Consider the following 20,138-nt stretch of genomic DNA (forward strand, 5'->3'; position numbering starts at 1 on the left):
TTCAATTATGTTTTCTTCGATATAAATGTGTTAACTTATCTGACTAACTAACTAACTGATACCGATATGGGTTATCCTATTCCTAAAGATCTGAAAGGGCTGAATGCCGAGCAAGTAAAAGTGTCTGTTGAAAAGTATGGTGATAATAGCTTGAAAACAAAACGTGACAGCGGGACATGGCGTGTGTTGATGAATATTCTGAAAGAACCGATGTTGATCCTGCTTATCGTGATATCTGTTATTTATTTAGTGGTTGGTAATTATGCTGAAGCCTACTTTATGTTTGCGGCTGTAGTTTTTGTGTCAGGTATTTCTTTTTATCAAGACACGCGGAGCCGCAATGCGATGCAGGCATTGGAAAAGTTAAACGAACCGCACAGTAATGTCATCCGGGATGGTCTTATCGTTGCTATCAAAACACATGAAATTGCTATTGGAGACTTATGTATCACGGAAGAAGGCCAGATTATCAATGCTGATGGCCGTATTGTGCACAGCAATGATTTTTCGGTCAATGAATCTTCTCTTACTGGTGAAAGCCTTTCGGTGTTCAAGGATGCCGATGGTACGGACAATAAAGTGTATAGCGGCACGATCACTGTTTCGGGTTTGGCAGTTTTTGAGGTGCAGGAGATAGGAGAGCAGACAAAACTAGGAAAGATAGGTCACTCTATTGCTTCTATTATAGAAGAAAAATCACCTTTGCAGTTACAGATTGAGCGCTTCGTGAAAAAGATGGCACTTGCCGGATTAGTAGTCTTTATACTGGTATGCTTGGCCAATTATTTTCAAACTAAAAGTTTTGTTGACAGTCTTTTAAATGGTCTTACTTTGGCCATGTCGATCCTTCCGGAAGAGATCCCTGTAGCATTTACGACTTTTATGGCGCTAGGGGCATGGCGACTCATGCGTGATGGTGTTATAATTAAAAAATCGAGCATCGTAGAGACATTAGGGAGCACTACAGTGATCTGTACAGATAAAACAGGTACAATAACCGAAAACACGATGCACCTGGTTGCTGTGTATAGTGAAGCTGATGAGCGCACTGCATATGAGCAGGATTACCAGCTGCCCGAAATTGCAAGTGTAATTCAGACTGCCATGTGGGCCAGCGAACCCGTGCCTTTCGATCCGATGGAGAAAGAACTCCATCGCCTTTACGAGCAGACTGAAAAAAATGATCGGCGTGCACAGTTTGAGTTATTTCACGAGTATCCTTTGGAAGGAAAGCCACCCATGATGACCCATCTATTTAAAAATAATAGCGGAGAGCGTATTATTGCAGCAAAAGGGGCACCTGAAGCTATTCTCGATGTGAGTAGGCTGTTGCCTGAAAAAAAAGTAGCATTACGGCGATTGGTGGATCAATTTGGGCAGGAGGGTTACCGTGTATTGGGAGTTGCAACTGCAACTTATGGAAGCGATGAATTTCCTGAAAAGCAACAGGATTTTCCGTTTGATTTTGTAGGGTTTGTTGTTTTTTACGATCCGCCGAAAAAAGGTATCGAAACGGTGTTTAAGCAAATTTATGAAGCAGGGATCAAAGTTAAAATGATAACTGGGGATAATTCCAATACGGCTGGGTCTATCGCGGCCCAAGCGGGTATCATAAATGCTTCGGCACATATAGAAGGTAAAGAATTGATTGCGCTCTCTGAGGAGCAGCTTGACAGAAAGGTCCAAGAAAGTACTCTCTTTGCGCGCATGTATCCTGAGGCAAAGTTGGCCGTGATCAAATCGCTAAAACGAAATGGTGAAGTGGTGGCCATGCTCGGAGATGGTGTAAATGATGCGCCCGCATTGAAAGCTGCACATATTGGCGTAGCGATGGGACATAAAGGAACTGAAATAGCGAAGGCAGCAGCGGCTGTAGTGCTGATCAATGATGATTTTTCAAAGTTGGTGCTTGCAATCGCTGCAGGTAGACGCATCTATGCCAATATTAAGAAAGCTATTCAATACATTATTTCTATTCACATTCCCATTATCTTGACCGTATCACTACCGCTCTTTTTGGGGTGGGTATACCCGCAGATCTTTACCCCTATACATGTCATATTTTTGGAACTGGTGATGGGACCTACTTGTTCTATTGTCTATGAAAACGAGCCAATGGAAAAAAATGCCATGCAACGTAAGCCACGTCCGATATCGGAGACTTTTTTAAACTGGAAAGAATTGATGATCAGTGTGGTTCAGGGTTTGGTGATTACTGGTGGTGTTCTTTTTATCTATCAATATACCCATCAACAGGGAGGTGACGAGAAGACGGTACGAAGTATGGTCTTTACGACATTGATCTTTGCTAATATCCTGCTGAGTTTTATCAACCGTTCTTTTTACTATTATATATACGAGACCATCATGTATAAGAATCGTCTTATTTATTACATTACCGGTATTACTTTGCTGTTCATGTTTATGATGCTGTATGTTAAGCCTGTTTCCAATTTCTTTAGCATGACGAATCTGGGATTTACCCAATTGTTATTTTGTTTGTTAACAGCGGCAATCAGTACGCTCTGGATGGATCTTTATAAATGGTGGAAACGATCAAGAAATACATAGCAATTGTTGCTATTTTTACATGTAATTCAAACCATTGGATTGAACTTTTTGATGGTATTACTGCAAAAGGACCCTGTTTCCTGACCTTTAATATAACAGGTCGGGAAAGTCAAGATAGCACGTTACTTTTGTTAAGTGTTATCTTGACTTTCAGTTTAGTATAATTATGATTTAAGGTCTACTTTCCTTTTTTCTTGAGTTCTTTCATCAGGTCTTCAAGATAGTCGGTTTGCACTTCCTGAATTTCTAATAACATCTTATTTTGATGCACCAGTAGATGGTCAATTTTGTCACTTAATAATTTTATTTCCAATTCTGCTTTCAGATTGATTTTATAGTCATGTTCACCTCTTATTCTGTCTTTCTGTTCTTGTCTATTTTGACTCATCATAATAATTGGTGCTTGGATGGCAGCTAGACAGGAGAGTATTAAATTGAGTAAAATAAAGGGATAAGGGTCAAATGGTCGACTTGATAAAATTATTATATTGATAATCATCCATATTAAAATGAATGAAAAAAACGTAATAATAAAAACCAGCTCCCTCCAAAAGCAGCAACTTTATCAGCAAGCTTTTGCCCTGTTGTAAGTTCAGCTTCTATTTCTTCCTGGATATTTTCTGAAAGGATAGAATTTTTTTGAATTGCATCTAGCACATCTTGATCTATGACCGCTAATTCTCCTTTTTCTGTGCTTATAAGTGATGTCAGATAACGTCTTCGATACAGATTAAGTTCGTCCAATGAAATGTAATCGTCTCTTTTAATGTTAGGAAAGTCAACCCTTAATAAATTAAAAATTCCTTCTCTTACATCGCCAGCTCGTATTGCTTCACCTTCTGCTATGGCTATTTTTGTGATTGAACTGCTTTTCATTTTTCCAGACTTTAAAGTATGAACCAATTATTAACTCCTTATAATTCATATCCGCTCTTGATTATTGTAGTTATCATTTTAAATTGTTCTTTTGCCGTAATTCGATGTTTAGCATGAGCAGGAATAATAATACTTTCACCAAATTTCAGCATGTTTATTTTACCATCAATAGTTACGGTAGCAACACCATCAATGATCTGAATATAAATATCAAAAGCAGATGTTTCATCCTTCAACTCTCTGCCAATATCTAAAGAAGTAGCAGTAATGCTACCAGTTGTTTTATTTAAGATTGTTGTGTTTACCACAGCGTTTTGTACATAGTTAACCATTTCAACGGTTGAATGTACTTTACCTTTATCTAATTCGGGGTTTCTCTTCATTTTAATTTATTTAGAGATGATTGAATGATGAAAAGAGTTGACGAAATCAAAGCCTACTTACTTACCATATTATTGTAAATAAAATATAGCGATAGAAATCAAGACAAAGTTTCTTGAAAATTTGCATTGGTTTATTATACAATTAAATATTTTTATGGTATAATTAGTAGACGAAATTCCTTGTAATTTATAGATCTTCTAAATTTCTGCGCTGTCTATCAGGTAGGTTTTTGAAAAAAGTAGGAGTGAGTCCCGTTATTTTTTTAAATTGTTTAGATAGATGTGAAACACTGCAGTAGTGCATTTTATATGAGATTTCAGTTAGGTTTAATTCATCATATATAATCAGTTCCTTGATTTTTTCGACTTTGTGAAGTATGATAAAATGCTCTATTGTTATACCTTTTGTTTTTGAAAAGAGCTCCGCTAGGTAATGGTAGTTATGTTGGAGTTTTTCGCTCAGAAAATCAGAAAAATTTATATGAGGCAATTCATCTGCATAGTGAACTGTTTCAATAATAATATTAACTATTTTTTCAATAAGGAGGGCTTTTTTATCATCCATTAGTTCTAATCCTGATCGATGTAATGTTTCTTTAAGCCTATTCTGAAGTGCTTTTGAAATAGGTTTTGCTAATTTTACTTCACCCAGTTCTATTTGATTGAATTCAATACCTAACTTATCCAGTTCAGACTTTACCATCATTTTACAACGAAGGCTTACCATATTTTGAATAAATAATTTCATACTATTCAGTGTCAGGTTTCGGGTGAGTATTAGTGTGTAAAAAATTGAAGGACAAAAATGTATATTATTATATTTCGTCAACGATTATATTTTAGTTCCTCAATGCTGCTTATCAATTTTGAATAAGACAGTTTAAGTAATATTATACACTTCATTTCAGCAAATCGGACCTCCGCTCTATATACAATGCATTTTTTTTCATTTTGTTTTAATTACTTGATTATATATAGCGGTAAGCTGTTTTTTTAGAAATAATTTAAGGTTTACAACCTACCAATTATACAATAAATATTTTTAAATGTACAACTGATACGGGTTTGTAAAACTGAACTTTATCTAAATCAATAAGTGGATTGTTTTTAAAAAAAATAGTAGATGAAAACAGATACAGCATTACAGTTGGATGTTCAAAAGGCCATCCTATGGGAGCCTCTGCTAGATGAAGCAGAAATAGGTGTTACGGTTAAGAATGGTGTTGTTACACTTTCAGGTTATGTGGACAATTATGTAAAAAAACTAGAAGCTGAAAATGCCACAAAGCGTGTTATTGGTGTCAGGGCTTTAGCAGAAAATATCAAAGTAAAATTTGCTAGCTCTTTTTCAAGAACTGATGGCGAAATTGCTGATGAAGTACTTGTAGCACTAAAAAGAAACTGGTCTATTCCCAGTGAAAAAATTAGTGTAAAGGTTGAAGACGGCTGGGTTACATTGGATGGAGAACTGACATGGAACTATCAGAAGGAAGCTGCGCAACATGCTGTACATTATCTCGTAGGAGTTAAAGGAGTGGATAATAACATTAGGATCAAATCTGGCAGGAATGATGCAATTGAGAAGAAAGATATTGAACATGCTCTTAAAAGAAGTACTATAGATGATAGCAATATCAAGGTTTCAGTATCTGATAATGTGGTTACATTAAGTGGTACTGTTGATTCCTGGTATCAAAAAGGAGAGGCCGGTCGCATTACTTGGAACACACCTGGAGTTTCCCATGTGAAAAACGATCTGGATATCGATTACGAAATAGACTTCAGCTAAGTCCTTAATTAAGTAATAATATATTGAAGTAACAGGAAGTAAGGATGTTGATATGAAAAAACTGGAGAATAAAATAGCTATCATAACCGGCGGTTCGGGTAGTATCGGTAAAATAACTGCTCAGCTATTTTTAGATGAAGGAGCAAAAGTCATGTTGGTGGATCTTTCTGAAGAGCAATTAAAAGAAGCGGTGGCAGAGTTGAGGAGTAAGCACGTTGATTGATGGTGGTATGTGTACGCAGTAATCAAAAGATTATTTAAAGTGTAGTTGTATACCCATAGTGGCAAAATTGTAAAAGAATGACAGCGTATTAAAAAATAAAGTTCATGGCAATTCAAACCATAAATCCTTCCAATAATAGAATCATAAAGACCTATTACGAAATGAGCGGAGCAGCTGTGGACACAGCTGTTGGACAAGCAACTAATGCTTTTCAAGAATGGAAGAAAACAGATTATAAAGTCAGAGCACAACTGCTCCATAATGTTGCTGGTCTGCTTCGGAAAAATAAGAAAGAACTTGCAAAGTTGATTACTTTAGAAATGGGTAAATTACTTATTCATGCAGAAGGGGAGATAAAACTGAGCGCTGAAATTTTTGATTATTATGCTAAAAATTCGGAAAAGATGCTCGCTGATGAAGTGCTGAATCCAGTTCACGGTAAGGCGTTTATAAGAAATAGCCCTATCGGTGTATTGCTCGGCATTCAGCCATGGAATTTTCCATTTTACCAAGTAGCTCGATTTGCTGCGCCTAATATAATGATTGGTAATACCCTATTGATAAAACATGCATCCATTGTGCCGCAATGTGCTTTAGCTATAGAGGAATTATTCAAGCAGGCCGGTGCTCCGGATGGATTGTACACCAATCTTTTGATTTCTAAGGAGCGGGTAGCTGCATTGGTTGCAGATATAAGAATCAAGGGAGTTTCGCTCACCGGTAGCGAAAAAGCGGGGGCCAGCGTAGCGATAGAGGCCGGCAAGCACATTAAAAAATCAGTACTTGAATTAGGAGGTAGTGATGCATTTATTATTCTTGAAGATGCTGATATAGATAAAGCTGTGGAATGGGCTGTGGTAGGAAGGATTAACAATAATGGGCAATGTTGTGTGGCGTCAAAGCGCTTTATCGCCGTGGAAAGTATTGCTAATGAATTTTTAGAAAAATTCAAAATTAAAATGACTGCATTGGTATTGGGGGATCCTATGGATGCGGAGACAAACTTAGGTCCGCTATGTACAGAGCAAGCCGCCGTAAAAATCGTTGATCAGGTAAAAAGAGCGGTGGAAGGTGGTGCAAAAGTTCTGTTGGGTGGAAAAAGACCAGATAGAGATGGAGCTTATATGCAAGCCACTATCCTCACCGATATAGAACCAGGAAACCCGGTTTATTACGAAGAATTTTTTGGTCCTGTCGCGCTTTTCTTTAAGGTAAAGAATGAAGAAGAAGCCATTGCTTTAGCTAATGATTCACCTTTTGGATTAGGAGGTTCGGTATTTACGCAGGATATTGAAAGAGGGAAGCGCGTAGCCGATCAGATCGATACCGGAATGGTCTTTATTAATCATCCAACCTGGACGCAAGCCGATCTGCCATTTGGCGGGACAAAAGGTTCTGGATATGGAAGAGAAATGGCAGAGTTGGGATTACAGGAATTCGTAAATAAAAAACTGATCAGAATAAGTGAATTGAGTGATCCCTTTTAACTTCTGCCTACTGCTATAAAAAAAAATCGATAAAAAATTTATCTACCGCTAAGTCTAACTTAAAGGTAGCATCATTTTATACCCGTTAGGGTATAATTTGTCTTATTTTTGAGTTTACATACCCGATAGGGTATAAAAAAGGTGAATTTCTCCATTTTATATCCTAACGGGTATAAGTTGTGGATAAAAAATCGAATAAACGATTGACTTTGATTGGTGAATTTTATATCCTTTCTGGGTTCAATTACGAAGGCGGAGATATCTTTCAGACCGTGCTGATACCTGCCTTCTAAACGTTGTGTGCTATAAGTATACCTCATTCTTTCGTGTTCATTATATCTGATCGTTCACGATACATGAACGATCAGATATAATGAACACAATCTAAATAGACAATTATACTTTTCGTTACTGATTTGGTTGAATTTAGGTCTTAAGTGTCTCTTCAATAGTTAATCCAAATGCTGCAGGTATTTACATTTAAGAGTATGCTTTTTTACCGTGTATAGCTTTTAATATTTTTATTTTGAAAAATTTATCTCTACCTTAACTTTAACGTTCATGCCAATTAAATGTTAAACCAATAGTGATGTCTCCAAAAGAAATAGCTACACTCGAAAAATTGAAGGATGGAGATTTAGCTTCATTTAATGATATTTATTTTCAATATTCTCCAAAGATTTATGTGAGGTTAATCAAATTGGTGAAAGATCAAGTTATTGCAGAAGAAATCTTGCAGGATGTATTTACAAAAGTATGGGTCAACCGCACTAAAATCGATCCTGCTAAAGGTTTTGTGTCTTTCCTCAATCATATTTCGGATAATCTAGCTATTGATTTTTTTCGTAAAGTGCAGCGGGATAAAGCGCTGCAATTAGAGCTGTGGGTATCTGCAGTAGAGTTGTATTATCATACGGAAGAACATGTTTTTTTTAAAGATACGCAGGACATTTTAACAAAGGCAATCGATTCGTTGAGTCCAAAACGGAAAGAAATATTGATGCTCAATAAGTTTCATGAAAAAAGTTATAAAGAAATCGCCGAAGAATTGGGTATATCTGTTTCCACTGTTAGCAATCAATTGGTGAATGCACTAAAAGATATCAAAGAATATATTCGTAAAAACTACCGTAACGAGGCTATAATCAGCTTTTTGGCCACTCTACTATTTAAAATATAAAAAAAAGTGAAATACCGATAGTGTGTTTTTTTCGGACAGACGTATAGAGAGTTAAATACAGCAATGTATCCACCTAATTATAAACTGTTTTGAAAGGACATATTTTTAAATATAAGCTGCAAGAGTATATTCATAATAGACTCGACCTAAAGGAATATGAGGTATTCTTTGATGAATTGAATGAGGTAGATCCTATTCTGCTTCAACAATGGATTGCAGAAATTTTAGAGGAGAAAGAGAGCGATGCAAGTCATCGTATTCCAATTCCTGACCTTTCTAAAGTTCATAAACAGGTACTTCAAAATGTTTATGAGATAGATCCTCCAGTAACGGGAAACAACTCGAAAGATGACGTATTGGATATGGGCATCTAGTGCGGCGGTATTCCTTTGTGTGCTTTCTCTGCTCTATATATTCAATTTTAAAACATCTAGCGAAGTCAATGACAGATCCAGGTTGTTTGCGTATGAAAATACCCATTCTTATACGGTCGATATGCAGCTGCCTGATAGTTCCATAGCTATTCTGTATCCAAATGCTAAGATCAGCTACGTGCTGAACGAGGAAGGGGACCGAGAAATTAAACAATTGCAGGGAAAGGTGATTTACAAAGTACATAAGAATCCAAAATCTCCTTTTACGGTTAATTATCGGGACTATGTCACGAAGGCGCTAGGTACGGTATTTAGTGTAGATCCTAAATCGGATGAAAATATACTGATTAAACTTCTGGAGGGTAAGGTTTCAGTTGGCCATTTTGATGCGCTACCAAAAGATCTGGTATACCTGAATGCGAATGAAGAGGTGGAAGTTGATCTGAAGTTGCATAAAATGACCAAATTGTCGGAGAAGGTATTGGAAAAATCTCGTTTAGCACGTGTTGATAAAAAGCTGAGTGAGCTTATCCCAAGTTTTAACGCTAACGTAGCTTGGACCAATCAAGCAGTTGAATTCAGTCAAACCAAAAATACACAACTCTTACAGGTCATCGAAAATCTATATGAAGTATCGATTATCTGTGATAGCCCGGAATTACTATCCAATTCATTTACGGGGAGCCTCAATAGAAAAGAACCTCTTGAAAAATTCTTAACCAATTTCTGCCAATTAAATGGTTGCGCGTTCCGTCTTGATAATGGAATCGTCCATCTGAGCAATTCAATAAGAAAGGAGGGCCCAAATTAGGAAATCAACCCGCAATTATGCGTAAAAAATAAAACGACCAGTTTTTAATTTTTAATAACCAATACTTAATATTATGAAGCATATTTTAATCAAATTAATGCTAATGGGACAGCTATTCCTATACTTTTCGGTAGGATTTGCCCAATCCAACCTGAAAGTCAGTGGTAAGGTTGTGGATGCCGAAGGAAATTCTTTACCTGGTGCCAGCATCGACCTCATTCATGAAAAGACAAATAAGAAAGTGAATTTTGTTGCTGACAATGACGGATTATTCATCTTGAGCCCACTTATTGAAGGAGAAAGCTATTCCATTTTTGGACATCATGTGGGGTATGATTCCGATTCTGTCAAACATTTTGTAGCTACTGCTAACAGTAAAAATACGATTCTTATTCGCTTGAAAAACAGTGCGAATACGATTGATGAAGTCGTGGTGGTGGGGTATGGTGTTCAGAAAAAAGTAAATCTAACGGGAGCGGTTTCTGCTGTATCGGGAGATGACATAAACAACCGACCAACAGGGCAGACATCCGCTGCACTTCAAGGTATGGCATCGGGTGTGACAGTCACACAGCGTTCTGGTAAACCAGGTGCTGATGGTGGTGAAATTCGCATTCGCGGTATCGGCACACTTGGCAACTCCAACCCCTTAGTCTTGATCGATGGTATTGAGGGCTCTATGAATAATATTGATCCTAATGTCATCGAAAATATTTCGATTCTCAAAGATGCGGCATCAGCATCTATATACGGTTCGAGAGCTGCTAATGGGGTTATATTGGTGACGACCAAGAGGGGTAACTCGGAAAAGGTTGCTATATCTTACAATAATTATTTCGGATGGCAATCTGCGTCCAATATGCCTAAAATAGTCAATGCGCTGGATCATATGTTGCTTACGAATGAAGCCTATACGAATGTAGGAGCAAGTGCATTGTACCCAGAGGATATTATTAAAGCTTATCAAGCGCAAGGAAATGGAAGTTCAGACGAATACCCCAATACGGACTGGCAGAAGGAGTCATTGCAAGGCAATGGATTTCAACACAGTCATTTCCTAACAGTCAATGCGGGAACTAATAATGTCAAAATGTTGACATCTGTAGGCTATTTTGACCAACAAGGATTGACTTTGAACAGTTCTTTCAAACGGTATACCATTAGGAACAATGTTGATGTTAAGTTTTCTGAAAAGCTTGCTATGAAATTTGATTTTCAATATGTTAATCCCATCATCAAATCACCAGCGGCTAGTATCGAAGAACTTTTTCAATGGATGAGTAGCATCCCAGCTAATCAAACATTTAGAAACTCTAATGGTACCTGGGGGCTTGGTTGGAATGGTAATAATCCTGTATCTGCGGCAGCAGATGGGGGTATTGCGAACAACAAAAGTCCATTTGGGAGTCTTAATGCGTCGTTGATCTATAAACCGAAAGAATGGCTCACTGCGGAGGTGAACTATGCGCCGAAATATGCGACTCAGGTTAATAAAAACTTTCGCAAAGCCGTACAGTCTTACTTTCCTGATGGTACAGCAAGTTTTGCTGTTCCTGTACGCACTGCTCTGACCCAGTATAATGGTCAAGAGTTCTTTAATAATATGCGAGCAACATTGACTTTCAATAAGGACTTTGGTCGGCATCAGGTGAAATGGTTGGTCGGTGGTTCCCGTGAGGATTATAAGATTGATTATATGCAAGGTTTTAGGGATACTTATGTGCTTCCGGATTATGAGGTACTCAATGCGGGGTCAGCATTGAATCAGTCAGCTACGGGTAGTGCGTCTGATTGGGCCTTACAATCACTATTCTCCCGGGTTAACTATGTGTTTAAGGATCGTTACCTTTTAGAGCTTAATGCCCGTTATGATGGTTCTTCTCGCTTTGCAAAGGGTAATCGTTATGGCTTTTTCCCTTCCGCTTCTGCTGGTTGGCGCTTCTCGGAAGAAGAATTCCTAAGCTCAGCTAAAGGGTGGTTGAATGAAGGTAAGATTCGTGCTTCATGGGGCAAATTAGGGAACCAGAATATTGGGACTTATCCTTCCGTTGCTACGCTTAATTTAGGTTCTTATACTTTAGGAAATGGTATTGTGAATACGGCTGCTCTCAACGATATGTCCAACCCTAATATTACTTGGGAGTCTACTGAAGAAAAGAATATTGGTATTGATCTAACATTATTCAAAAGATGGACCTTTACTGCTGATCTATACAATAGAAAGACAAGTGATATCCTGCTATTACTTGATATTCCACTCATTATCGGATTGAATAAACCTTATCAGAATGCCGGAGTAGTTGAAAATAAGGGTTGGGAAATGTCTGTAAGTTATAAAAATGATCCTGCTAAAGATTTTCGATATAATTTTACATTTAATCTTTCGGATGTTAAGAACAAGGTTTTGGATATGCGTGGCGTCAACCAGACGGGGCTTACTGTTAATCGGGAAGATCATCCCATCAATTCCATCTTTGGTTATGTATCGGAAGGGTATTTCCAGAGTGCAGATGAAATCAAAGGACATGCCACTCAATTTGGTACGTTGGCTCCGGGGGATCTGAAATATAAAGATCAAAATGGTGATAACGTTATTAACGAGTCTGATAAAATTATCATAGGCAGCACGATACCCAGATATACATATTCGCTCAATTCCAACTTTAGTTTCAAGGGAATTGACTTTGGTTTTCTATTACAGGGAGTAGGTAAGGCCGACGGTTACTTGTATGGGGCAGGTATACAACCATTTACGACTACGGGTTCCATTGGAGGTACTATTAGAGAAGATAACAAGGATCGTTGGACCCCAGACCATACAGATGCCAAATACCCCCGTCTAGCTTTTGGACAAAATAATAACCAGCAAGCTTCTCAATTTTGGATGAAAAACGCCTCGTACTTACGATTGAAGAATGTGCAGTTTGGTTATACCTTTAATGCGCAAAGTTTGAAGACTATAGGTGTCAGTAGGCTTCGGCTCTTTGTCAATGGATCGAACCTGTTCAGTATCGACAAATTCTGGGATGGCTATGACGTGGAGGCACCGATCGGTTATGGTAACTTTTACCCACAGGTCAAGGTGTATAGTTTTGGTTTAGATGTTACTTTATAATTTGAGAACTTATGAAAAATCTATATAAATGTGTTTTCAGTATCGTTTTCGTCGGAATACTGTTTCTGATGGGAGCATGTGATAAATATTTGGATCGATCACCATTGGACGGTCCTTCTGACGAAAAATACTTTGCTAATCAAGAAGAACTGACATTAGTTGTCAATGGGTTGTACAGTGCCTTGGTATTTCACCCTACGGATGATATGCCTATTAATTTAACACTTGATGATGCTACCGATATTGGTTGGGACCGTAATACTTCAGATCTGCAGGCTGTGGGGCGTGGCGATTTTGATAGTAATAATGGTTATATCCGAAATATTTGGACCAACTCTTACAAAGTGATCAGTAAATGCAACTTTATTTTGGATAATATCGGCAAATTGGACGGTAAGATGGATGCTACCTTACAGAAACGATATAAGGCAGAGACCCAATTTATTCGGGCTTATGTGTACCAATATCTGATCGATTATTTTGGAGGTGTACCTTTGGTTACAAGTAGCGTTAGTTTGTCTGATGCCAATATTCCCAAAAGTCCAAAAGCTGAAATCGCTAATTTTATTTTAGGAGAGCTGGAAGATGCGGCTGCTAATCTACCGGTAAGCTATGGTAATGCCGATAACGGTAGGGCTACCAAAGGAGCTGCATTGGCTATCCGGGCTAGAACGGCTCTTAACAACGAATTGTGGGAGCAGGCAGCTAGCTCAGCAAAAGCGGTGATGGACCTCAAAGTCTATAGTTTACATCCCGATTTTGGGCAGCTATTCACTTATGATGGGGAGAGCTCGAAAGAGGTGATTTTTGCCTTTCAGTATCTACGTTTACAAAAAACAAAAACACATAGTACGACACGAGGTTTTATATCGCGGAACGCACAAGGTACCTCTAACAAGATACCATCTCAATCTATTGTTGATGCTTATGCTTGTACTGATGGGTTGGCTATTGATAAGTCACCGATCTATGATGCTAAAAAACCGTTCGATAATCGTGACCCACGTTTATCCTATACTATTGCACTTCCTGGTTCTGTATATTTTGGATTTCAGTTTGAAACGCACAAGGATAGTCTACTGTGCTGGAATTATAACTATAATACTTCTTCTCCAGTCCGTATTCAAAATCAAGATGCGATAAATGCTTATGCCACTTTCTCCGGTTATTGTTGGAAAAAATATGTCGATATGAAAGACAAAGATTTTACAATGGAGTCCGAGTTGAATATTATTCAAAGCCGATATGCTGAAGTTTTATTGATTTATGCCGAAGCAATGATAGAATCCAATACCATTGACCAAAGTGTTTATGATGCGGTCAATACCATCAGACAGCGTCCTACTGTCGATATGCCTCCGATTGTAGCTAGCCAGTCTCAATCGCAGCTCCGGGAGATTGTACGTAAAGAAAGACTCTTTGAATTGGCGAATGAAGGTTTCAGGTTGGTCGATCTGAGACGATGGAAATTAGCCAGTAAGGCCATGAATTCGACTTTGTATGGGCGCATTCCGAAAGGATTGCTTGCTAGTGCTCCTGCTATCGATCAAGATGGATTGGTGAACTATCAACAGGTAGCTAATCAGAAAGATATGCGTGTCATAGAAATACGTAAGTTCGATGTGAACAAAAATTATTTATGGCCTATTCCCAATATTGAAATTGTAACCAATAAAAACCTAGAACAAAATCCTGGTTATTAAACTTTAAAACAGAGCATAATGATGAACAGATTTTTAATAATTGTAGCCACTTGGGGTGTTATCCTACAAATGGCTTATGGACAAGAGAATAAGCAAGTGGACTTGTGCATCTATGGGGCAACTTCTGCTGGTGTTGCCGCCGCATATACAGCTGCGCATGCAGGGAAATCGGTCTTGTTGATCGACCCAGGTACGAGAGTCGGAGGGCTCAGTTTCTGGTGGTTTGGGGCAAACGGATATCGGTAATAAATATGTAGTAACCGGGGTGGCGCTGGATTTTTACCGCAAAGTAGGTAAATATTATAATGGTTTTGAGCAATGGATATTTGAACCAAAAGTGGCTGATACTATCTTTAAAAATTATCTGAGTAATTCGACTACCGAGCAAATGCTGGGATATAGACTGGTGGGGGTGAAGACAGACAATAAATTGATCAAATCAATTTCTGTGACACCTAGCGAAAGTAATGGTAACCAGCAGGTCGTTGTCAGCGCCAAGATGTTTATGGACTGTACTTATGAAGGCGACCTGTTGGCCAAGGCTGGAGTTTCGTATCATGTGGGGCGCGAGTCAAATGCTACTTATGGTGAGACTATAAATGGCGTGCAACTGTTGGATGGACACCAGTTTCCGGATGGAGTAGATCCCTATAAGGTTAAAGGAAACCCTGAAAGTGGTCTTGTTTGGGGAATAAATGATGAAATCGTAAAAGCAAATGGTACTGGCGACAAGAAGGTTCAAGCTTATAATTATAGAATTGCACTGACCAATATCCCCCAGAATAGGATCACTATTACACAGCCTGATAATTATGATCCGGCTAAGTATGAACTCTTAAAAAGACAAAAAGAGATTCAACCCTGGAAAAGTATTCAAGATGCCTTTATATGGAGTCTAATGCCAAACGGTAAGACCGATATTAACAATAGAAATGGATTTTCAACGGATATGATCGGAATGAACTGGGATTACCCTGAAGCTGATTATTTCAAAAGAAAGGAGATTATCAAAGCGCATGAAGATTATACTAAGGGCTTACTGTACTTTGTGGCAAATGACCCTTCTGTACCCTTGGCTATTCGGGATGAATTTAAAAAATGGGGATACCCTAAGGACGAGTATGTAGATAATGGACATTGGTCTCCACAATTGTATATCCGTGAAGCACGTAGGATGATCAGTGATGTCGTCATGACCCAACATCACTGTCAGGGACATGAGACGGTGACCGATGGTGTAGGTTTTGCTGCTTACACTATGGATTCGCATAATTGTGACCGAGTCGTTGTGAATGGAATGGTTAAAAATGAAGGCAATGTTGAGGTCGGAGGGTTTTCGCCATTTCCAATTTCATACAGATCTATCGTGCCTAAAAAGGAAGAGATCAATAACCTATTGGTGCCTGTCTGTCTATCTGCAAGTCATATTGCCTTCGGTTCGATTCGTATGGAGCCTGTATTTATGGTATTGGCTCAATCGGCAGCTGTGGCCGCGTGCATTGCCATAGACCAGAAAATACCGGTACAGGATGTTGATGTCGATCGAATCCGTCAAGTATTGAAGAAGAATGCTAAAGCAGATGGTCGTCAAGAAGATTATATTATTCAAGTAGATAACTCCGATCAGGTGCAATTACGTGGAAAATGGATTAAATCTGCTAAAAAAGGATATGGTATGAGCTATCAAGAGGCACATAACGACCCATCTGCAACTGCTCGATTTTTGCCAGGCAAAGATTTTGTCGCTGGTAAGTATAAGTTGTATAGCTATTTTCCGAAAACGGCTGAAAGTGTGGCATCTGGTACATTCAAGGTGTTTACAGGTAAACAATCTGTTGAGAAAAATATTAATTTTAATGAGGTCAATATTCAAGGGCAGACGACCAGTACATGGGTTGAAGTGGGCGAATATACTTTTGAGAGTGGATCAAAAAATCCTTATGTTGAGATACGTTCTAATGCTCCGGGAATATTGGCAGCTAATGCCTTGATATGGGTACCTATTTCTGATCAAAACTAATGGCTATGCGATATAGATGGTTTTTACTTATTTTTTTATTCGATGTGCAACAAGGGGTTGCACAGTCTAATGCGAATACCGCGGATGTATTGATCTACGGCGGAACTCCAGCTGCGCTCACAGCAGCATTACAGATCAAACAAGCAGGGAAGTCTGTTATTGTTCTATCGCCAGATAAGCATCTAGGTGGTTTGAGTTCAGGTGGGTTGGGTTTTACTGATACTGGAAATAAGGCTGTTATAGGTGGTTTGGCTAAAAAGTTTTATCAGGATGTCTTTAACCATTATTCCCAGCAATCGAGTTGGAAATGGCAGACTCGAGAATCTTTCGGCAATAAGGGACAGGGCACTGTTGCTATGGATAGCGAGCATCAAACGATGTGGATTTTTGAACCACATGTCGCTGAACGCATTTTTGAATCTTGGGTGAAAGAAAATCAGATCACGGTAATACGGGAAGTCTGTTTGGATAGGAGTGCTGAGAGCATCCAGATGCAAAATGGAAAAATAGCATCCATTAAGACACTAGATGGTACCGTTTATAAGGGTTCGATTTTTATAGATGCTACCTATGAAGGTGATCTCATGGCATTGGCAAAAGTGAGCTATACGATAGGACGTGAATCTAATGAACAGTATGGTGAGCAATGGAACGGTGTGCAGGCTGGAGTTTTTCACCACCGCCATCACTTTGCTAGACCGATAAGTCCGTATAAGACACCAGGTAATCCCAGTAGCGGATTGCTCTATGGTGTTTCTGATCATGTTCCAGGACCAAATGGAAGTGCAGATAACAAATTGCAAGCCTACTGTTTTCGGATGTGTTTAAGTAATAGTGAAAAGAATAAGGTAGACTTCAAAATGCCGGTTCGATACAAGGCTGAAAATTATGAATTGCTCAAGCGCCTCTATCAGCATGCTTGGGATGAGACGTTCCAAAAATTTGATTTGGTACCCAATCACAAGACCGATGCTAACAACCATGGCCCATTCAGTACTGATTTTATAGGGATGAACTATAATTATCCCGAGGCAAGTTATGAAGCACGCAAAGCAATAGTACAGGAGCATAAAGATTATCAAATGGGATTGTATTATTTTATGGCTAATGATCTGTCGGTACCGCAGGCTGTTCGGGATAAAATGGCTACATGGGGATTAGCTAAAGATGAGTTTGTGGACAATGATAATTGGCCTTACCAATTATACATCCGTGAAGCTAGACGTATGATCGGGCAGTATGTTACCATTGAACAGAATATCTTGGGAACCCGATCTGTTTCCGACCCTATCGGTATGGGGTCTTACACGTTAGATTCGCACAATGTTCAACGGTATGTAACGCAAGATGGGACAGTACAAAATGAAGGTGATATTGGGGTGCACGTTCCAAAACCTTATCCAATTTCTTTCGGATCGATATTGCCCAAAAAAGACGATTGCACCAATTTATTAGTACCCGTATGTGTTTCTAGTTCGCACATAGCCTTTGGTTCCATTCGAATGGAACCTGTATTTATGGTTCTAGGGCAGAGTGCCGGATGGGCAGCTGTTCTAGCATTAGATGATGATGGTATTGTGCAAAATGTACGTTACGACCTGTTGAAAAAACATTTGTTGTCTTCTGGTCAGGTTATAGAAGGAAATGGAAATTAACATAATATTCGAACTTGATTTATGATGGATTTAAACAATATGAACGCCCTAACGCTGGTTTTTGTTTCGCTTTTGATCTTTGCGATCGCTTATCGTTTTTATGGAATTTTTATTGCCAAAAAGGTCTTACGCCTTAACGATACGATACCTACACCGGCAGTTGAGTTTGCTGATGGACACGATTATGTGAAGACTGATCGTAAAGTATTATTTGGTCATCACTTCGCCGCTATTGCTGCTGCAGGTCCACTCGTTGGACCTGTATTAGCGGCGCAGTTTGGCTATCTTCCTGGCACTTTATGGATCCTGATCGGTTGTGTATTGGGTGGTGGAGTTCACGATATGGTCGTTCTATTTGCATCGGTTCGGCATAAAGGACAGAGTTTGGCGACTATTGCTGCTAAGGAAATCGGACCAGCCGTTGGTGGAATTGCGGGGGTAGCGGTATTATTTATCCTCATCTTGACCTTAGCTGGTCTATCTTTGGCCTGCATAAGCGCTATGCACGAAGCTCCATGGTCTTTATTTACCATCATACTCACGATGCCCATCGCTATATTTATGGGCTTATTGATGCGTTATCGTGCGGGGTCGGTGACATTGGCAAGTGTATTGGGCGGTATTTTACTGTTAGTGGGTATTATTGCCGGCCATCGACTTATGGAAATACCAACCTTCCATGATCTGTTTGATTGGGATGTGAAAACGATTTCAATTGCCATAGCGGTGTATGGTTTTTTTGCTTCTGTACTACCGATCTGGTTTCTTTTAGTGCCCCGCGATTATCTTTCTACTTACCTCAAAATCGGGACGATACTGATGCTTGCCGTTGGTGTAATATTTGTTCATCCGACTATTCAGATGCCGGCATTGACGAGTTTCATTCATGGTGGCGGACCGATTATCGGTGGTCCGGTGCTTCCTTTTATTTTTATAGTTATTGCTTGCGGGGCTATTTCTGGCTTTCATGCGATCATCGCAACGGGTACTACTCCCAAAATGTTGGGTAATGAAAGGGAAATACTTTTTGTAGGCTATGGCGCTATGCTTGTCGAAGGGTTTGTTGCCCTCATGGCATTGATTGCCGCTTGTACATTAATGCCAGGAGATTATTTTGCGATCAATACTCCTGCGGAAGATTATGCGCAATTTTTGAAGCTTCATCCTCATTTACATACGGTGGATCTGCCACATTTTATCGACAGGATAGGCGTGGATCTACATGGACGTACCGGAGGTGCTGTTTCCTTGGCTGTGGGTATGGCACATATTTTTGATAAAGTACCCTTTATGGATGATATTATGGCCTATTGGTATAATTTTGCCATCATGTTTGAAGCGGTATTCATCTTGACAGCAATTGATGCAGGTACGCGGGTGGGACGGTTTTTTTTACAGGAGATGTTGGGTACGGTGATTCCTGCATTTAAAGATAAAGATTGGAAACCTGGCGTTTGGTTATGCAGTGCGCTGTTTACATGCTCATGGGGTTACTTAGTGTTTACCGGTAACGTGAGTAGTATCTGGCCGTTATTTGGAATTAGTAATCAATTACTGGCCGCCTGCGGATTGATTGTGTGTACAACCATGCTGCTCCGGATGAATAGGGGTAAATATGCATTATGTACAGCTCTTCCTGGAGTATTTATGGCTATCATTACTTTTTGCGCCGGATACCTGCAGATCGTGGATATTTATCTACCAAAAGGGCAAATGCTTTTGGCCGCATTAGCGATCTTGGCTATGCTGTTAATGTTGCTGGTATTCATAGGAACTTTCAGAAAATGGTACTTATTATTCAGAACGGATACAAGAGTTGTAGACCAAAACGGAGAGATAGTAAAGGCTGTCGTAGAGCGATAAAGTTGCGGGAACAAATCGTCTATTCTAATGGTTGGAAAGGGGTTCTGTGATTAATAAAAAAGCGCCTTATTTAAGGCGCTTTTTAGGA

At 39.1% G+C, this 20,138-nt stretch carries 17 protein-coding genes; 13 read left to right on the plus strand and 4 right to left on the minus strand.

The genetic code is table 11. The annotated features are described in order from the left end of the window. Nucleotides 1–66 precede the first annotated feature (66 nt). Nucleotides 67–2,571 (plus strand): cation-translocating P-type ATPase, encoded by a 2,505-nt coding sequence (locus tag ACFX5U_RS08890; RefSeq protein ID WP_400263167.1) that lies wholly within the window; start codon nt 67–69, stop codon nt 2,569–2,571. A gap of 178 nt (nt 2,572–2,749) precedes the next feature. On the opposite strand, the gene ACFX5U_RS08895 is transcribed toward ACFX5U_RS08890, so the two are convergent. From ACFX5U_RS08895 to ACFX5U_RS08910, 4 genes are all read right to left on the minus strand, one after another. After that, entirely contained in the window at nt 2,750–3,070 is a 321-nt protein-coding gene (locus ACFX5U_RS08895; protein ID WP_400263168.1) for a DUF1003 domain-containing protein, read from the minus strand. A gap of 5 nt (nt 3,071–3,075) precedes the next feature. Further along, nucleotides 3,076–3,447: a hypothetical protein gene (locus ACFX5U_RS08900; RefSeq protein ID WP_400263169.1), complete on the minus strand. Its 372-nt coding sequence runs from the start codon at nt 3,445–3,447 to the stop codon at nt 3,076–3,078. A gap of 38 nt (nt 3,448–3,485) precedes the next feature. Further along, complete coding sequence (locus ACFX5U_RS08905; RefSeq protein ID WP_400263170.1) at nt 3,486–3,830, minus strand: cupin domain-containing protein; 345 nt, start codon at nt 3,828–3,830, stop codon at nt 3,486–3,488. 187 nt (nt 3,831–4,017) lie between these two features. Then, nucleotides 4,018–4,578 (minus strand): AraC family transcriptional regulator, encoded by a 561-nt coding sequence (locus ACFX5U_RS08910; protein ID WP_280568571.1) that lies wholly within the window; start codon nt 4,576–4,578, stop codon nt 4,018–4,020. Between the two features lie 375 nt (nt 4,579–4,953). On the opposite strand from ACFX5U_RS08910, the gene ACFX5U_RS08915 reads away from it, so the two are divergent. From ACFX5U_RS08915 to ACFX5U_RS08970, 12 genes are all read left to right on the plus strand, one after another. Continuing rightward, nucleotides 4,954–5,619 (plus strand): BON domain-containing protein, encoded by a 666-nt coding sequence (locus ACFX5U_RS08915; protein WP_400263171.1) that lies wholly within the window; start codon nt 4,954–4,956, stop codon nt 5,617–5,619. A 52-nt stretch (nt 5,620–5,671) separates the two neighbouring features. Continuing rightward, complete coding sequence (locus ACFX5U_RS08920; RefSeq protein ID WP_400263172.1) at nt 5,672–5,842, plus strand: SDR family NAD(P)-dependent oxidoreductase; 171 nt, start codon at nt 5,672–5,674, stop codon at nt 5,840–5,842. Between the two features lie 104 nt (nt 5,843–5,946). Then, nucleotides 5,947–7,329, plus strand: coding sequence for an NAD-dependent succinate-semialdehyde dehydrogenase (locus ACFX5U_RS08925; protein WP_280568566.1), 1,383 nt, complete (start codon nt 5,947–5,949; stop codon nt 7,327–7,329). 589 nt (nt 7,330–7,918) lie between these two features. After that, a complete protein-coding gene (locus ACFX5U_RS08930) occupies nt 7,919–8,509 on the plus strand; it encodes an RNA polymerase sigma factor (protein WP_038697982.1) in 591 nt (196 codons plus the stop codon). 89 nt (nt 8,510–8,598) lie between these two features. Further along, nucleotides 8,599–8,883, plus strand: coding sequence for a hypothetical protein (locus tag ACFX5U_RS08935; RefSeq protein WP_400263173.1), 285 nt, complete (start codon nt 8,599–8,601; stop codon nt 8,881–8,883). After that, nucleotides 8,858–9,694 (plus strand): FecR family protein, encoded by an 837-nt coding sequence (locus tag ACFX5U_RS08940; RefSeq protein ID WP_400263174.1) that lies wholly within the window; start codon nt 8,858–8,860, stop codon nt 9,692–9,694. The genes ACFX5U_RS08935 and ACFX5U_RS08940 overlap by 26 nt, the downstream gene beginning before the upstream one ends. 73 nt (nt 9,695–9,767) lie before the next feature. After that, nucleotides 9,768–12,809 carry a SusC/RagA family TonB-linked outer membrane protein gene (locus tag ACFX5U_RS08945; RefSeq protein WP_400263175.1) on the plus strand — a complete coding sequence of 1,014 codons (3,042 nt, stop codon included), beginning with the start codon at nt 9,768–9,770 and terminating at the stop codon, nt 12,807–12,809. A gap of 11 nt (nt 12,810–12,820) precedes the next feature. After that, nucleotides 12,821–14,512, plus strand: a complete 1,692-nt coding sequence (locus ACFX5U_RS08950) for a RagB/SusD family nutrient uptake outer membrane protein (protein WP_400263176.1) — start codon at nt 12,821–12,823, stop codon at nt 14,510–14,512. 18 nt (nt 14,513–14,530) lie between these two features. Next, nucleotides 14,531–14,758, plus strand: coding sequence for an FAD-dependent oxidoreductase (locus tag ACFX5U_RS08955; protein WP_400263177.1), 228 nt, complete (start codon nt 14,531–14,533; stop codon nt 14,756–14,758). Continuing rightward, entirely contained in the window at nt 14,736–16,532 is a 1,797-nt protein-coding gene (locus tag ACFX5U_RS08960) for an FAD-dependent oxidoreductase (protein ID WP_400263178.1), read from the plus strand. The genes ACFX5U_RS08955 and ACFX5U_RS08960 overlap by 23 nt, the downstream gene beginning before the upstream one ends. A gap of 5 nt (nt 16,533–16,537) precedes the next feature. Beyond that, entirely contained in the window at nt 16,538–18,187 is a 1,650-nt protein-coding gene (locus tag ACFX5U_RS08965) for an FAD-dependent oxidoreductase (protein WP_400263179.1), read from the plus strand. A 39-nt stretch (nt 18,188–18,226) separates the two neighbouring features. Beyond that, nucleotides 18,227–20,050, plus strand: coding sequence for a carbon starvation protein A (locus ACFX5U_RS08970; RefSeq protein ID WP_400263180.1), 1,824 nt, complete (start codon nt 18,227–18,229; stop codon nt 20,048–20,050). Nucleotides 20,051–20,138 lie beyond the last annotated feature (88 nt).

It is taken from the genome of Sphingobacterium sp. SG20118 (assembly GCF_044740685.1).
GTDB lineage: Bacteria > Bacteroidota > Bacteroidia > Sphingobacteriales > Sphingobacteriaceae > Sphingobacterium.

What these genes read in the sequence shown, in the direction of transcription:
- ACFX5U_RS08910 (WP_280568571.1), bottom strand. Translation starts at nt 4,578, where the DNA reads ATGAAATTATTTATTCAAAATATGGTAAGCCTTCGTTGTAAAATGATG.
- ACFX5U_RS08970 (WP_400263180.1), top strand. Translation starts at nt 18,227, where the DNA reads ATGAACGCCCTAACGCTGGTTTTTGTTTCGCTTTTGATCTTTGCGATC.
- ACFX5U_RS08925 (WP_280568566.1), top strand. Translation starts at nt 5,947, where the DNA reads ATGGCAATTCAAACCATAAATCCTTCCAATAATAGAATCATAAAGACC.
- ACFX5U_RS08930 (WP_038697982.1), top strand. Translation starts at nt 7,919, where the DNA reads ATGTCTCCAAAAGAAATAGCTACACTCGAAAAATTGAAGGATGGAGAT.
- ACFX5U_RS08945 (WP_400263175.1), top strand. Translation starts at nt 9,768, where the DNA reads ATGAAGCATATTTTAATCAAATTAATGCTAATGGGACAGCTATTCCTA.
- ACFX5U_RS08905 (WP_400263170.1), bottom strand. Translation starts at nt 3,830, where the DNA reads ATGAAGAGAAACCCCGAATTAGATAAAGGTAAAGTACATTCAACCGTT.
- ACFX5U_RS08900 (WP_400263169.1), bottom strand. Translation starts at nt 3,447, where the DNA reads ATGAAAAGCAGTTCAATCACAAAAATAGCCATAGCAGAAGGTGAAGCA.
- ACFX5U_RS08965 (WP_400263179.1), top strand. Translation starts at nt 16,538, where the DNA reads ATGCGATATAGATGGTTTTTACTTATTTTTTTATTCGATGTGCAACAA.
- ACFX5U_RS08895 (WP_400263168.1), bottom strand. Translation starts at nt 3,070, where the DNA reads ATGATTATCAATATAATAATTTTATCAAGTCGACCATTTGACCCTTAT.
- ACFX5U_RS08940 (WP_400263174.1), top strand. Translation starts at nt 8,858, where the DNA reads ATGACGTATTGGATATGGGCATCTAGTGCGGCGGTATTCCTTTGTGTG.
- ACFX5U_RS08890 (WP_400263167.1), top strand. Translation starts at nt 67, where the DNA reads ATGGGTTATCCTATTCCTAAAGATCTGAAAGGGCTGAATGCCGAGCAA.
- ACFX5U_RS08915 (WP_400263171.1), top strand. Translation starts at nt 4,954, where the DNA reads ATGAAAACAGATACAGCATTACAGTTGGATGTTCAAAAGGCCATCCTA.
- ACFX5U_RS08950 (WP_400263176.1), top strand. Translation starts at nt 12,821, where the DNA reads ATGAAAAATCTATATAAATGTGTTTTCAGTATCGTTTTCGTCGGAATA.
- ACFX5U_RS08955 (WP_400263177.1), top strand. Translation starts at nt 14,531, where the DNA reads ATGATGAACAGATTTTTAATAATTGTAGCCACTTGGGGTGTTATCCTA.
- ACFX5U_RS08920 (WP_400263172.1), top strand. Translation starts at nt 5,672, where the DNA reads ATGAAAAAACTGGAGAATAAAATAGCTATCATAACCGGCGGTTCGGGT.